Consider the following 15,117-nt stretch of genomic DNA (forward strand, 5'->3'; position numbering starts at 1 on the left):
GTGGCGTGTGAGCTTCTGGGAGTACCTGGGGAATCGGCACCAGCAGTTGCTCACCGACGCGTTCCAGCACGCGAGCGCCGTCTTCCAGTGCATGGTCATCGCCACGGTGCTGGGGGTGGTGATCGGGGTGGTGAGCTACCGCAGCGGCTGGGGCTCCTCGGTGGCGATCACCTCGACGGCCACCGTCCTGACCATCCCGTCGCTCGCCGCGATCGGTCTGCTGATCCCGCTGGTCGGGCTGGGGGTGGCGCCGACGGTGATCACCCTGACCCTGTACGGGCTGCTGCCGATCGTCCGCAACTCCATCGTGGGGCTGCGCGGGGTCGATCCCGCGCTGGTGGACGCGGCCAAGGGCATCGGGATGTCGCGGACCGCGCGGCTGTGCCGGGTCGAACTGCCGCTGGCCTGGCCGCCGATCCTCACCGGCATCCGGGTCTCCACCCAGATGCTGATGGGGATCGCCGCCATCGCCGCGTACGCCTCCGGTCCCGGTCTGGGCAACGAGATCTTCCGCGGGATCGCCTCCCTGGGCAGCGCCAACGCCATCAACCAGGTCCTCGCGGGCACCATCGGCATCGTCATCCTCGCCCTGCTCTTCGACGCCGCCTACGTCCTGCTGGGACGGCTCACCATCCCGAGGGGGATCCGTGTCTGAGACCGCGGCACCGGCCGTCGAGGAACCGTCCGACCACACCGCCTCCGGTGCCCCCATCCAGCTGGAGGACCTGACCAAGCAGTACCCGGGCAACCCGAGCCCGGCCGTCGACAACGTCTCCATGGACATCAAGGCCGGGGAGACCGTCATCTTCGTGGGCCCGTCCGGCTGCGGGAAGTCGACCACCCTGAAGATGATCAACCGGCTGATCGAGCCGACCTCCGGCAGGATCAGGATCGGCGACGAGGACGTCACCGGCATCGACCCGGTGAAGCTGCGCCGCAAGATCGGGTACGCGATCCAGTCGTCCGGGCTCTTCCCGCACATGACGGTCGCGGAGAACATCGCGCTCGTCCCGAAGATGGTCGGCTGGTCCAAGGCGAAGGTGAAGGACCGGGTCGAGGAGATGCTCGACCTGGTGGGCCTGGACCCGCGCGAGTTCCACGGCCGCTATCCGCGCGCGCTCTCCGGCGGCCAGCAGCAACGCGTCGGCGTGGCACGGGCGCTGGCCGCCGATCCGCCGGTGCTGCTGATGGACGAGCCCTTCGGCGCGGTCGACCCGATCACCCGCGACCACCTCCAGGACGAGCTGATCCGGCTCCAGCACGAACTGCACAAGACGATCGTCTTCGTCACCCACGACTTCGACGAGGCGATCAAGCTGGGCGACCGGATCGCCGTTCTGCGCGAGCACTCGCACATCGCGCAGTTCGACACCCCGGAGGCCATCCTCACCAATCCGACCGACGACTTCGTCTCCGGATTCGTCGGGGCCGGCGCGGCGCTCAAGCGGCTCAACCTCACCCGCGTACGGGATGTGGAGGTCGCGGACTTCCCGACCGTGACGGTGGAGGACCCGCTCCAGTCGATCTTCAACAAGCTGCGCAGCGGCCCGCACAACGAACTGCTCATGCTGGACCGCAGGAACCGCCCCTACAAGTGGCTGCGGCGCGGCGACCTGATGCGGGCCCGGGGGTCCCTGGCGCGGGCCGGGCAGTTGGTGCACGACACCGTGACGCGGGACGCGACGCTGCACGACGCGCTGGAGGCGGTGCTGACCGACAGCGGCGGGCGGGTCGCGGTGACCGGCCGGCGCGGCGAGTTCATCGGCGTCGTCGACATGCACACCCTGATGAACTCGGTCCACGAACTACTGGAGGCCGACCGGCTCACCGCCATCGAGCACCAGCACGAGCTGGAGGAGCTGCGCACCCATCAGACCGCCCAGGAGCTGGAGGGCGGTGCGGGCGCATGAACGATTCCTCCGGCCGCCGTACGGGCGGCGCGCCCCCGTCGTCCGACCGCGACCGCCCGCCGGGCGAGCACGACGTCAAGGGCCACGCCTTCCGCGACGAGGAGGAGGAGACCCCCGCGCCGCCGGCCCGCCCGGCCCGGCGGATCACCTGGCAGAAGCTGGTGACCGTCCCGGTGGCGCTGGCCGTGGTGCTGGTGGTCACGTACCTCTGGATCAGCAACGCCGATCTGGACTCCATCGCGGAGAACTCGCTGGCCGGGGACGTGGTGGAGGTGCGGTGGTGGCAGCACGTCCGGCTCACCGCGATCTCCACGTTCTGGGTGCTGATCATCGCCATTCCGCTGGGCATCGCGCTGACCCGGCGCGGTCTGAGCAGGGCGGCCCCGGTCGTCACGGCCGTCGCCAACGTCGGCCAGGCGACCCCGGCCATCGGTCTGCTGGCCCTGCTGGTGATCTGGCTGGGCATCGGCCCGTCCACGGCGATCACCGGCATGGTGATCTACGCGGTGCTGCCGGTGCTCTCCAATACGGTGGCCGGTCTGCGGGCGATCGAACCGACCCTGGTGGAGGCGTCGCGCGGGATCGGGATGTCCGCCATGGGGACCCTGCGCAAGGTCGAACTCCCCCTCGCCGTACCGCTGATCCTGGCCGGTGTGCGGACCGCCCTGGTGCTGAACGTGGGCACCGCGACGCTGGCCACCTTCGGCGGGGGCGGCGGGCTGGGCGACCTGATCACCACGGGCATCCAGACCCAGCGCATGCAGGTCCTGGTCCTCGGCTCGATCCTCACCGTGGTGCTGGCCCTGCTGGTGGACTGGCTGGCCTCCCTGGCCGAGGTGGCGCTGACACCGCGCGGTCTGGAGGTGGAGCGATGAGGCGGCGGTGGCGCACGAACCTGGCGGCCGGGGCCGCGCTGGCGCTGACGCTGGCGGGGTGCGGGCTGAAGAGCGGCTCCCCGATGGTGGACGACGTCCGGCCCGGCTCGGTCGGGCAGGGCGAGCCCCTGAAGGGCGCCTCGCTGACGGTCACCTCGAAGAACTTCAGCGAGAACATCATCCTGGGCCAGATGATCGGCCTGATCTTCAAGGCCGCCGGTGCGGAGGTCCTGGACCGGACGAACCTGCCCGGTTCCATCAGCGCCCGCGAGGCCATCGCCAAGGGCGACGCCGACGCGATGTACGAGTACACGGGCACCGGCTGGATCACCTACCTGGGCCACACCGAGCCGATCACCGACCCGCGGGCGCAGTGGCGGGCCGTCCGGGACGAGGACCGGAAGAACGGGGTGACCTGGCTCCCCCAGTCGACGCTCAACAACACCTACGCCCTCGCCATCAGCCGCAGCAACAACGCGAAGTACCACCTGAAGACGCTCTCCGACGTGGCCGCCCTCGCCAAGGAGAAGCCGTCCGCGGTGACCGTCTGCGTCGAGAACGAGTTCGCCTCGCGCGACGACGGACTGCCCGGGATGGAGAAGGCGTACGGAATGTCCCTCCCGGCGGCCAACATCAAGAAGATGGACGCCGGGATCATCTACACCCAGGTGTCCAAGTCGAACTCCTGCCTGCTGGGCGAGGTGTACACCACCGACGGGCGCATCAAGGCGATGAACCTGGAGGTGCTGGAGGACGACAAGCACTTCTTCCCCAACTACAACGCGGCGCCCGTCATCCACACCGCGACCTTCGACAAGTACCCCGAGATCGCCGGGCTCCTCGACCCGCTGAGCAAGAAGCTGACCACCGAGGTCGGCCAGTCGCTGAACGCCAAGGTGGACGTCGACGGGGAGGACCCGCACGAGGTGGCCAAGGACTGGCTGATCGAGCAGGGCTTCATCAAGAGCGGCTGAACCGGGCCTCCACCGGGCCCCGGACGCGAGTTGCAAAGAGTTTTTGCAAAAGACCGTTGCAAAGAGACCTTTGCAACTCTATGGTTGAGCCATGCCCACGACGGACCCCCAGGACGGCGACCCGGCCGCCAAGCCCCCGAAACTGCTCGACATCGACGCCCGCGGACTGCGCGCCCTCGCTCACCCGCTGCGCCTGAACCTCCTCAACAGCCTCCGCGAGTCCGGCCCCGCCACCGCGTCCGGCCTCGCCGAACGGCTCGGCGAGTCCAGCGGCGCCACCAGCTACCACCTGCGCCAGCTCGCCGCGTACGGATTCGTCGAGGACGACCCCACCCTCGGCAAGGGCCGCGAACGGTGGTGGCGCGCGGCGCACACGGGCGCCTCCTTCGGCCCGGAGTTCCTCTACGACCCCGACCCCGAGGTGCGCGGCGCCATGGGCAACGTCCTCCAGTGGGTCGCCTCGGTCCACGCCCAGGAGGTGGGCCACTGGATCGGCACCACGCAGGACTGGTCCCGCGCCTGGTTCGAGGCCTCGGACCTGAGCGACTTCAAGGTCCGCCTCACCCCCGAGCTCTCCCGCCAACTCGCCGACGAGATCCACGCGTTGATCGACAGCTACCGGGGCCGCGTGGCCGAGGGCACCGAGGGGTCCGCCGTCGTCCGCACCCATCTCCACATGTTCCCGCGCTCCGCCACCTGACCGTCCGCGCTCCGCCACCGAGAGGAACACCCGACATGAACGCCGAGAACCACCTCCAGCTGCACCGCATCCGCGCCGCCGAACTGCACTCCCACGCCGACCAGTTCCGCCTCGGCCTGCTGGCCGCCCCCCGTCAGGACCTGCGCACCCGGCTGGGCTGGGGCCTGGTCGAACTGGGCCTGCGCGTGATCCCCCGCAACCCGGTCGTACGGCCCCGCGCCCCCCGCCTGGTCTGACCCCGGCACGAGCACGGAGCGCGCATCAGCAGCCGGGAACCTTCCCCCCGCGCTCCAGGGCCCGCAGCGAGGACACCGCGTCCTTCAGCGTCGTCACCGGGATCAGCCGCAGCCCCTCGGGCCGCTCGGCCTTCGCCTCCGCGCACTCGGCCTTCGGCACGAGGAACACGGTCGCCCCGTCCCGCCGGGCCGCCTGCGTCTTCAGCGAGACGCCGCCGACCGCGCCGACGTCGCCGTCCGCCTGAATGGTGCCCGTGCCGGCGATGGTCCGGCCCCCGGTGAGATCCCCGCCGGAACCGTCGCCGTCGAGCTTGTCGATGATGCCCAGCGCGAAGAACAGCCCCGCGCTCGGGCCGCCCACATCCGCCAGATGCAACGTGACGTCCACCGAACCGGGCTTGCGCCCCAGATAGTTCAGCGCCGCGTCGACGGCCGCGTCCTGCGACTTCGCCATGTCGTCCAGGTTGTGCCGCTCGATCTCCTTCTCGGACCCGCCGCTCGGGTACACGGAGTCGTGCGGCATCACCGCCCGGTCCGTCCGGAACCAGCTGTCCAGCACGTCCCCGAACCCGACCTTCGCGTCCGGCCCCGTCGCCACGATCGTCGTCATCCGCAGCTGGCCCGTCGTCGTCCGGGTCGGGGTGCCCTCGATGCTGATCACCGGCGTCCCGTGATCGTCCCCCAGCACGTCCGCCGTCGTCCCCGGCTGCGCCAGCGTGAACGGCAACGGCGCGAACGCGGCCACCCCGAACAGGGCGAGAACCGGCAGGGCGCACAGGGCGAGGGTGCGGGGGCGCGAACGAGGTGTGGACACCCGCCCAATCTAACCGCCCCGCACGCGGGGGCCCTCCGGGCGGGGTGCGGGTGCGCCTGTGTCCGGTGGGTGGTGGGTGGTGCCCCTCCGGGGAGACTCCTCAGAAATGGCGTGTGCACCCGGGTACGCAAGGGACCCGGGTCGTACGCCATTTCCTGCGGGGACTCCCCTGCGCGCCCCCACCCGGCCGGTCGGGCGTCTTACCCCCGGTGGAACCCGAGCCACGAACGCCGGTTACCCTCCCCCGCCGGCGAATCCCGGGGCCGCAGACGCAGAACCGGCCGGTCCGGGGGCGTGCAGGGGAGTCCCCGCAGAACGACGAACACAGACCGGGGTACGTATCCGTCGTGCCCGCACGTTCGTCGTTCGAGGAGACGCCCCGGAGGGACCCCGGACCCCACACGACGACCCTGGGCGCACCCCACGGGAAACCCGCACAAACCAGCCCGTCCGGCGATTGAGGACGGAACCCCGAGCACAAGGCCCCCGCACACACGGGACCCCGCCCCACGGGACCCCGTCAGCGCAACGCGTCAGCGACCTCGCGGGCCGCGTCGATGACGCGGGGCCCCACCCGCTCCGGCACCGCGTCGGCGAGCATCACCACGCCGACGCTGCCCTCGACCCCGGTCACCCCCATCAGCGCGGCGGCCGCGCCACTGGCCCCGGCCTCCAACTCCCCGTGGGTGAGGGTGAAGGCCGTCTCGCCGACGGGCTTCTGCCGGGCGGCCAGGATCGCGCGACCCGCCGCGCCCCGGTCGAGCGGATGGCGGAAGCCGGCCCGGTAGGCGACGTGGTAGTCCGTCCAGGTCGGTTCGACGACCGCGACGGCCAGCGCGTCGGCGCCGTCGACCAGGGTGAGATGGGCCGTGGCCCCGATGTCCTCGGCCAGCGAGCGCAGCGCGGGCAGCGCGGCCTCCCGGACGAGCGGGTGGACCTGACGGCCGAGGCGCAGCACGCCGAGCCCCACGCGGGCCCGCCCGCCGAGGTCGCGGCGGATCAGGGTGTGCTGCTCCAGGGTGGCGAGCAGACGGTAGACCACCGTGCGGTTGACGCCGAGTTTGTTGGACAACTCGGTGACCGTCAGGCCGTGGTCGGTATCGGCGAGCAGTTTGAGGACACGCAGTCCCCGGTCGAGCGTCTGGGAGGTCTCCGCGGTCACGACGCCCTCTCCTCTTCGGTGAGCGGCGGCGGCTGGTTCCCTTGGTTTGGTGCGTCACCGGTCCCAGCGGCAACGCATCGAGAGGCCGCCGGCCTGGCCAAGGCACCGGCTGCGCTCCGCGGCGGCACTGCCACGGCGCGTTCACTTTTTTGGGACAGTAGCGAGCCAGTCCGCTCAGCGGAAGACCTCGTCCAGAATCCGGGCGTCCGTGGAATCCGGCCGCTGCGGGGCGAGCATAAGTGCCGGTCAGCGGGGCGCCGGCCGAACCGGACGCATCTACGCGCGTCCATGTCGGCCGACGCCCTCGCGACGCTCTGTGCATCAGACGTGAACCGGCGTTAACTCACCGTGAACATTTTTTGGACCGTTTTTCCGTTGACGAGGACCTCGCAGGCCCTGATCGCCTTCGTCGCCGGGTCGCGGACGGTGAAGTTGAGGGCGAAGGTGCCGTCGAGTCCGATGACCCGGGTGACGTAGGAGTCGGAGGTCTGCTTGCCGTCGGAGGTGCGTCCGGTGACGGAGACCGTGGCGACGGGGGCGAAGCCCCGGCCGGTCACCTGGACGACGGTGCCGGGCGGTCCTTCCGGCGGGGAGAGGGCGAAGGAGGCGCCGGCCGGGACCGAGCCGTCCTGGACGGTGAACGCGGCCGTCTCGGTGCGGGGGTTGACGAGGACCTCGCGGACCCGCAGGGCGACGGTGTCGGCCGCGTTGACGGTGAAGGTCTGCGAGAACGCCCCGTCGAGGCCGACCACCTTGGTGCGTACGGAGTCGGAGGTCTGCGAGCCGTCGGCGCGCAGCCCGACGATGGAGACGGTCGCCACCTTGGCGAAGCCCTGGCCGAGGACGGTGACCGAGGTGCCCCGGGGTCCGGAGTCCGGGGTGAGGACGACGAAGGTGGGGGCGACGGTGAGCTGGGTCAGGGCCTGGGAGACGCCGGCGGTGACCCGCAGGGCGTAGACGCCCCGGGCGGTGGACCCGGCGGGCGTGACGGTGCCGGAGAGGGTGCCGTCGGCGCTGATCCGCAGGGTGGAGCCGCTGATCCCGGCGGCGTTGCAGCCGGTGCCGTCGGCGGCGCAGAGCGCGGCGGCGGGGGCGGTGCCGGAGGGCCAGCCGGTGCCGGAGACGCCGATGGTGCCGCCGGGTTTCACCTTGGCGGCGCCGGCGGAGAGCGTGGCCTCGGCCTCGGTCACGGTGAAGGGCGTGGTCAGTACGGTCGCGGGGTCGTTGGCCTCGTCGACCTGGATCGCGGCGATCGCCGGGTCGGAGACGGTGAACTCGGCGGAGAAGGTGCCGTCGGGACGGCTCTTCACATAGACGGCGGTGTCGTCCAGGGTGGCGCCGCCCGCGTCGAGGGCGACGATGTTGACCCAGCGGTCCTGGTAGTAGTTGCCGCCGCTGACGGTGATCACGCTGCCGACCGGTCCGCTGCCCCGGGACAGGGCGATGGAGCGCGGTCCGTCGGGGACGAAGGCCTGGACGGTCAGGGGCGCGGTGGCCTCCTTCGTACCGTCGCCGACCTTCACCAGGTACGAGCCGTTCGGCACCGCGCCCGCCCCGGCGAGGGTGGCGCTGCCGGTGAGCTGGCCGGACGCGCTGACGGCGAGGGTGGAGGCGCCGAACTTCGCGGCGTCGCAACCGCCGCCGTCGGCCGCGCAGAGCTGGGCCACGGGCGTGCCGCCGGGTGTCCAGCGGCTGCCGGACAGGGTGACGGCGCTGGACGGGCGGACCGGGGACGTCGGGGCGATCAGCGTCGGCGGCTGTCCGGCGCTGCCCTCGGCGGTCACGGTGCCGATCGGGCCGCCGCCCGCGGTGACGACGCAGGCCGTCTCGTAGGTGGAGCCGAGCACCTTGGTGCGGGTGAGGTTGCGCAGCGGGGTGAAGGTGATGGGGCCGCTGGCGTTGGCGGGGATGAGGAAGTCGCCCTCGTACGGCGGGATCTCGATCGGCTTGCCGGACGGGATGTCGAGCGAGACCTCGGGCCCGGTGACGGTGACCGTGCCGGTGGCGCCGCCGGACATGGCGAGGTCGAGGCTGGGCGTGGTGGGCACGTTGCTGAGGCTGAGCCCGCTGGTGGCGGGCGAGGGGCCGAGGGTGACCTTGGCGTGGACCTTGCCGCCGGGGTCGACGACGTCGGGGGTCAGCTCCACGCCGAACTGCTGCGGCCCGTCCGCCTGGCCCTGGCCGGCGGGCAGGGTGCAGTGGACGGTCGGGGTGATGGTGCCCGCGTGGGCGAGCGGGGCGAGGGCGACGGCGCCCCCGCTCCAGACGAGGACGGCTCCGGCGCCCAGGGCGACGGCCCGCCGCCAGGCCGGGCGGGCCCGGCCTCCGGCGGATCTGCGGTGCGCGAACATATGGCTCCTCCCAAGGAAACGGAATGCGGGTGCTCCGCCTGCGAAATGGAAGGCGCCCGCCTGCTCCATTGCCGTACGGAACAGGCGGGCGCCTTCGGGATATCCCCGGCTCCCTTTACAGCAGGGTCAGGGTGAGGGTGGCGCTGTAATCTCCGGGCCGGGTGAATTCGGGAACGGTGAGCGCGAGATCGGCATCGGCGTCGAACGTCCCGCCGGTGAACGGACGCGATCCGTCCGGGTTCATCCGGCAGAGGCTCGCCGCCTCGCTCCCGAGGGCGGTGGGCGCTCCGGCGACCGGGGTGCCCACGCTGCCGGCCTGCGCGGTGCAGGACGGGGTCCAGCGCACCGCTCCGGCCGGGATGGTGCTCCCGTCGGGGCCGGTGAACGGGGTGAGGGTGGCGGTCAGGGACCAGCCGCTGTTGACGCCGCGGGCGTCCTCGACCTCGATCCGGTTGAGCCGGGCGCGCTGGTCGCCGGTGCCGTCGCCCAGGATCGTGGTGCCGAAGTCGACGGTGTCGCCCGCCTGGCTCATGCTCAGCGTCCCGGCCCTGACCTGGGTGGTCAGGTGCTGTTCGGCGGTGGCCCCGTCCCCGCCGCCGCCGTCGGTGGTGACGGTGAAGGGGGCGGTGCGTACGGTCGCGGGGTCGTTGCCCTCGTCGGACTGGACGGCGGCGATCGCGTCGGAGATCACGGTGAACTCCGTGGACCAGGTGCCGTCCGAGCCGCTCTTGACGTAGACCGCGCTGTCGTCGAGCCCGGTGCCCGAGGCGTCGAGCCCGATGATGTTGATCCAGCGGTCCGGGTTGTAGTTGCGACCGCTGACGGTGAGGACGGTGCCGACCGGTCCGCGGTCCGGGGACAGGGTCATCTCCCGCTCGCCGGCCGCGACGGCCTCGACGGTGAGGGGGGCGGTGGCCTCCTTGGTGCCGTCGTTGACCTTCACCTCGTAGGCGCCGTTCGGCACGGCCCCGGACGGGCCGAGCGTCGCGGTGCCGGTGAGGGTGCCGTAGGAGTCGATCCGCAGGCTGTTCGCGGTGAACTTCAGCGGATCGCAGCCACCGCCGCCGACCGCGCAGAGCGAGGGCACGGCGGTGGCGTCCGGGGTCCACCCGGAGCCGCCCAGCTTCACCGCGGTGCTGGGGCGCACCGGGCCGGCCGGGGCGGTCAGGGTGGCGGGTTCGCCCGCCGTGCCCTCCACCGTGACGCTGCCGAACGAGTCGCCGCCGGACACCACGTCGCAGGGGGTCTCGAAGACCGAACCGAGCACCTTGGTCTGCGTGAGCGTACGGATGGGCGCGAACGAGACGTCGCCCGAGGCGTCGGCGGGCACCAGGAAGTCGCCCTCGTACGGCGGGATCTCGATGGGCACCCCGGACGGGATGTCCATGGAGATCTCCGGGCCCCGCACGGTGACGGTTCCGGTGGCCCCGCCGGACATCGCCAGGTCCAGGCTGGGGATGGTCGGCACGTCCTCCAGGGGCAGTCCGCTGGTGGCGGGGGACGGCCCGAGCGTCACCTTGGCGTGCACCTTGCCGCCCGGTTCGACGACGGCCGGCGACAGCTCCACGGTCATGTCCTGCGGTCCGGTCGCCTCGCCCTGGCCGGCGGGCAGGGTGCAGTGGACGGTCGGCGTCACCGTTCCGGCGGCGGCCGAGCCGCTGCCGGGCGAGACCGGTGAGGCCGCGGCGCCCGCGCAGCCCAGGGACAGTACGAAGCAGGCAGCGAGCAGGCCGGTCGCACCGGGTCTTCGTCGTCGGATCACCTGACACCCCTTCATGGACCATTGATTGCGCACATTGAGGAGGGCACGTGCAGAGAAGTCAAGAGAAGGCCGATTGATCCTTTCTGAAATGCCCGAAAAGCATTTCTCCAGGCGTTTTCCGCATGTCTGTTGACTTCTTCGAAGATCACCGTTTCACTGCACCCGACATGCCGGGCCCGGCAGGCAGATCCGCATCTCCGCCGAATGCACCGACGTCGGCGGAGCGCGATAACGCGGAATTCACACCGGAAGGAGTTCCACCCGTCATGTCGATCTCTTCGATCCGTGGCACCACCCGTAGACCCGTCCGAAGACACCTGCCGCTGGCACTGGGCGCGGTCTGTTCGGCCGGCGCGCTGCTCGCGCTGTCCTCACCGACGGCGTTCGCGGTGACCCCGACCACGGCGACCGCCTCCTTCGACTGCGGTTCCTGGGGCAGTGGCCTGGCCACCCTCACCGCGGCCGACAGCGGCACGTCCAAGTCCATCAAGCTGACGTCCTCGGCGATCACGATGCCGTCCGGGTCGAGTGCGGACCCGAACAGCATCACGACGACGCTGAGGGTCGCCAAGGGCGCGGGCGTCGTCGAGTTCTCCGCCAAGGCGAACCCGGGCATGAGCTACCCCAACCCGATCACCCTCGGGCCGCTGAAGCTCAGCTCCGGCACCCTGGCGGCCGGCGACAGCACCAACCTCACGGTGCTGTCGGCCCCGGCCACGTCCACGAACTACACGCTCAAGATCGTGACGTCGTCCCCGACGGTCGCCACCGTGTACTGCGTGGCGACATCGGTCCAGTCGGCGCCGTTCGTCTGGTAGCACCCCCCGGCATGGAACCGGCCCGGTGCGGGGCTCCTGTCCCCGCACCGGGCCGGTGCGCGCGTACGCGGCCCCGCCCGCTCACCGCATGCGGGTGGCCCACTCCTGGACCTTCTTGATCCGCTGCTCGATCTGGCCGGCGGTGGCCTCCGCGCTGGGCGGTCCGCCGCAGACCCGGCGCAGTTCGGTGTGGATGACGCCGTGCGGCTTGCCGCTCTGGTGGGTGTAGGCGGACACCATGGTGTTGAGCTGTTTGCGCAGCTCAAGCAGTTGTTTGTGGGTGACGACGGGCCGCTCGTGGGCGGGCTTCTCCAGGAGGTCGGCCTCGGCGGCGGGCTTCTGCCGGCTGTGCGCGATCTGCCGGGTCTGCCGCTTCTGGAGCAGCAGCTGCACCTGGTCGGGTTCGAGGAGGCCGGGGATGCCGAGGTAGTCCTGCTCCTCCTCGCTGCCCGGGTGGGCCTGCATGCCGAACTCGGCGCCGTCGTACAGCACCCGGTCGAAGACCGCGTCGGACTCCAGCGCCTCGAAGGGCAGCTGCTCCTCGGTCTCCTCGTCCTCCAGCCGCTCCGCGTCGGCGAGGAGCTTGTCCTCCTCGGAGAACGGGTTCTCCTCGTCGCCGCCCTTCTTGGGCTTGTCGAGGACGTGGTCGCGCTCGACCTCCATCTCGTTGGCGAAGTCGAGCAGCATCGGGATGGTGGGGACGAAGACGGACGCGGTCTCGCCGCGCCGGCGGGAGCGCACGAAGCGGCCGACGGCCTGGGCGAAGAAGAGGGGCGTCGAGATGGTGGTGGCGTACACGCCGACGGCCAGCCGGGGCACGTCGACGCCCTCCGACACCATGCGGACCGCGACCATCCAGCGGGAGTCGTCCGCGCTGAACCGGTCGATCTTCTTGGAGGCGGCCTTCTCGTCGGAGAGGACGACGGTGGCCTTCTCGCCGGTGACCCGCTTCAGGATCTTGGCGTACTCGCGCGCCGACTCCTGGTCCGTCGCGATGACCAGGCCGCCCGCGTCGGGGATGCCCTTGCGGACCTCGGTGAGCCGCTTGTCGGCGGCGCTGAGCACATTGGGGATCCACTCGCCGGTGGGGGCCAGCGCGGTGCGCCAGGCCTGCCCGATGGCGTCCTTGGTCATCGGTTCGCCGAGGCGGGCGGCGATCTCGTCACCGGCCTTGGTGCGCCAGCGCATGTTGCCGCTGTAGCTGAGGAAGATGACCGGGCGGACGACGCCGTCGGCGAGCGCGTTCCCGTAGCCGTAGGTGTAGTCGGCCGAGGAGCGGCGGATGCCGTCGTTGCCCTCCTCGTACACGACGAACGGGATCGGGTTGGTGTCCGAGCGGAACGGCGTGCCGGTGAGCGCGAGCCGCCGGGTCGCCGGGTCGAACGCCTCCTGGCATGCCTCGCCCCAGGACTTGGAGTCGCCGGCGTGGTGGATCTCGTCCAGGATCACCAGCGTCTTGCGCTGCTCGCAGCGGTTGCGGTGCAGCATGGGGCGGACCCCGACGCCCGCGTACGTCACGGCGACGCCGTGGTACTCCTTGCTCAGCGGGCCCGCGCTGTACTCGGGGTCCAGCTTGATCCCTATCCGGGCCGCCGCCTCCGCCCACTGCTTCTTCAGGTGCTCGGTCGGGGCGACGACGGTGACCTGCTGCACGACGTGGTGGTGCAGCAGCCACGAGGCGAGGGTCAGCGCGAAGGTGGTCTTCCCCGCGCCGGGGGTGGCGACCGCGAGGAAGTCGCGCGGCTGCTCCTGGATGTACTTCTCCATGGCGCCCTGCTGCCAGGCTCGCAGCTTGCCGGCCGTGCCCCAGGGGGCGCGGCCGGGAAAGGCGGGTGAGAGGTGGTGGGAGGCGGTAGTAGTCACGGTCTCCGGTTCGGGTCTCTCGGGTACGTGGGGCGCTGTCCGCGCGGACCGGGGGCCCGTACGCGATACGACAACCGGGCCACCCTACCGGGGGGCGAGCGGGAACCCCGTACGGAGCAGCCGTGGTTCGGCACCTCTGAGACCCGCTTCACAAGGTCGCTCCCCCACGCGGGACTACGCTCTCGCCCGCACCCGCCCCGCCACCCACGCCCCCGCCAGGGCCACCGCTGCCATGGGCAGGAAGACCACGGCGAAGGCCCCCGGGTGGGAGCCCGAGGCGGTCGCCTCGGCCGCGTCGTGGACGGCGCCCACCGCTCCCCCGCCCAGGGCCGCGAAGGCGGCGCCGCCCGCCGCGAGGAGGAGGACGTTGGAGAGGCCGTCGGAGATCTGGAGGGCGGCGGAGTTGGCGCCGGCCTCCTCGGGGGCGGAGAGCTTGAGGAGCAGGACGCTGGTGGAGGCGATCACCATGCCCATGCCGAAGCAGCCGAAGGCCCAGGCGACGGCGACGGTCCAGACGGGGACCGCATGGAGGAGCACCGCCGGGGCGGTGGCTATCGCCGCGGCGACGAGGACCATGCCGCCCACCATCAGCCGCTCGCGGTGCGGTTCGAGGCGGGGGCGGGACTGGACGTACGAACCCAGCGCCCAGGTGCCGCCGCCCGCGGCGAGGGAGAGGCCGGCCAGGGTCGGGGAGAGGCCGCGCTCGGTGACGAGCATCAGCGGGACGAACGATTCGGCGGCGATGAAGGACCCCGCCGCCACCCCGCGCAGCAGCACCACGGCGGGCAGTCCGCGGGCCGCGCGCCCGGTGCCCGGGGGCAGCAGGCCGCGGATCGCGGGGACGAGCAGCGCGATGCCGGCGGCGGCCGGCAGCAGGGAGAGCCAGTTCCGCTCCTGGCCGGCGTACTGGAGCAGCCCGGCGCCCAGCGAGATGCCCAGCGCGAGCGCGATGCGCCGGCGGTCGTACGGTTCCACCGGCGCCTCCGGGTCCGCCGGCCCCGAGGCCCTGCGCCGGATCGCGGGCAGCGCGAGCGCCAGCGGGAAGACGACCAGGACGGGGATGCCGACGAAGACCCAGCGCCAGCCCAGGTGCTCGGTCACGCTTCCGGAGGCCAGCGGCCCCACGACCGACGGGATCACCCAGCTCGCGGCGAACGCGGCCATGATCGACGGGCGCAGCCGCTCCGGGTAGGCCCGGCTGATCACCACGTACAGCGCGACGATCACCAGCCCGCCGCCCAGCCCCTGCACGGCCCGTCCGGCGATGAAGAGCCACATGCTCCCCGCGGTCCCCGACAGCAGCAGCCCGGCGCCGAAGGCGCTGATGCCGGCGGCCAGCGGGGCGAGCGGCCCGCGCCGGTCGGCCCACTGGCCGGAGAGGACCATCGCGAAGAGGCTGGTGGTGAAGTACGCGGAGAAGGCGAAGGCGTAGAGCGGGATGCCGTCGAGCTCCCGGGCGGCGACCGGCATCGCGGTCCCCACGGCGGTCGCCTCGAAGGCGATCAGGAAGACCACCGAGACGATGCCGACGCTGAGCGCCCGGTAGGTGCGCCCGAGAACCCCTTCGGCCGTCCCGGAGGGTGCTGCGGGGTCTTCGAGCTGCGGCGCGACCTCGGCGTCGCGGGGTTCCAGGACGGTCATGCGCTCAAGAG

13 protein-coding genes are annotated in these 15,117 nt (G+C 71.8%); 7 read left to right on the plus strand and 6 right to left on the minus strand.

Features of this window, described 5'->3' with window-relative positions; translation table 11 throughout:
* Positions 1-7: 7 nt before the first annotated feature.
* From ACWCXC_RS32650 to ACWCXC_RS32675, 6 genes are all read left to right on the plus strand, one after another.
* Positions 8-655, plus strand: coding sequence for an ABC transporter permease (locus ACWCXC_RS32650; RefSeq protein ID WP_450682908.1), 648 nt, complete (start codon positions 8-10; stop codon positions 653-655).
* A complete protein-coding gene (locus tag ACWCXC_RS32655) occupies positions 648-1,910 on the plus strand; it encodes an ABC transporter ATP-binding protein (protein ID WP_450682909.1) in 1,263 nt (420 codons plus the stop codon). Before ACWCXC_RS32650 ends, ACWCXC_RS32655 begins: the two co-directional genes overlap by 8 nt.
* A complete protein-coding gene (locus ACWCXC_RS32660; RefSeq protein ID WP_450682910.1) occupies positions 1,907-2,785 on the plus strand; it encodes an ABC transporter permease in 879 nt (292 codons plus the stop codon). Before ACWCXC_RS32655 ends, ACWCXC_RS32660 begins: the two co-directional genes overlap by 4 nt.
* A complete protein-coding gene (locus ACWCXC_RS32665) occupies positions 2,782-3,759 on the plus strand; it encodes a glycine betaine ABC transporter substrate-binding protein (protein ID WP_450891385.1) in 978 nt (325 codons plus the stop codon). The genes ACWCXC_RS32660 and ACWCXC_RS32665 overlap by 4 nt, the downstream gene beginning before the upstream one ends.
* A gap of 91 nt (positions 3,760-3,850) precedes the next feature.
* On the plus strand, positions 3,851-4,459 hold the full coding sequence (locus tag ACWCXC_RS32670) for a helix-turn-helix domain-containing protein (protein ID WP_450891386.1): 609 nt from the start codon (positions 3,851-3,853) through the stop codon (positions 4,457-4,459).
* Between the two features lie 35 nt (positions 4,460-4,494).
* Entirely contained in the window at positions 4,495-4,695 is a 201-nt protein-coding gene (locus ACWCXC_RS32675) for a hypothetical protein (RefSeq protein ID WP_450682913.1), read from the plus strand.
* 25 nt (positions 4,696-4,720) lie between these two features.
* Here ACWCXC_RS32675 and ACWCXC_RS32680 read toward each other — a convergent pair whose 3' ends face one another.
* The 4 genes from ACWCXC_RS32680 to ACWCXC_RS32695 all read right to left on the minus strand — a co-directional run bounded on the left by ACWCXC_RS32680 (position 4,721) and on the right by ACWCXC_RS32695 (position 10,784).
* Positions 4,721-5,509, minus strand: coding sequence for a S16 family serine protease (locus ACWCXC_RS32680; RefSeq protein WP_450682914.1), 789 nt, complete (start codon positions 5,507-5,509; stop codon positions 4,721-4,723).
* A gap of 520 nt (positions 5,510-6,029) precedes the next feature.
* Positions 6,030-6,671, minus strand: a complete 642-nt coding sequence (locus ACWCXC_RS32685) for an IclR family transcriptional regulator (protein ID WP_383640860.1) — start codon at positions 6,669-6,671, stop codon at positions 6,030-6,032.
* 338 nt (positions 6,672-7,009) lie between these two features.
* A complete protein-coding gene (locus ACWCXC_RS32690) occupies positions 7,010-9,022 on the minus strand; it encodes a hypothetical protein (protein ID WP_450682915.1) in 2,013 nt (670 codons plus the stop codon).
* A 115-nt stretch (positions 9,023-9,137) separates the two neighbouring features.
* The gene (locus ACWCXC_RS32695) at positions 9,138-10,784 is read right to left on the minus strand and encodes a hypothetical protein (protein ID WP_450891387.1); all 1,647 of its coding nucleotides are present in this window, start codon (positions 10,782-10,784) and stop codon (positions 9,138-9,140) included.
* Between the two features lie 266 nt (positions 10,785-11,050).
* Between ACWCXC_RS32695 and ACWCXC_RS32700 the strand changes: the two genes are divergently transcribed.
* Positions 11,051-11,602 carry a hypothetical protein gene (locus tag ACWCXC_RS32700; protein ID WP_450682917.1) on the plus strand — a complete coding sequence of 184 codons (552 nt, stop codon included), beginning with the start codon at positions 11,051-11,053 and terminating at the stop codon, positions 11,600-11,602.
* Between the two features lie 81 nt (positions 11,603-11,683).
* Here ACWCXC_RS32700 and ACWCXC_RS32705 read toward each other — a convergent pair whose 3' ends face one another.
* Positions 11,684-13,465, minus strand: a complete 1,782-nt coding sequence (locus ACWCXC_RS32705; protein ID WP_450682918.1) for a DEAD/DEAH box helicase — start codon at positions 13,463-13,465, stop codon at positions 11,684-11,686.
* 174 nt (positions 13,466-13,639) lie between these two features.
* A complete protein-coding gene (locus ACWCXC_RS32710) occupies positions 13,640-15,106 on the minus strand; it encodes an MFS transporter (RefSeq protein ID WP_450891388.1) in 1,467 nt (488 codons plus the stop codon).
* Positions 15,107-15,117: the final 11 nt, after the last annotated feature.

Source organism: Streptomyces sp. NPDC001515, assembly GCF_053597115.1.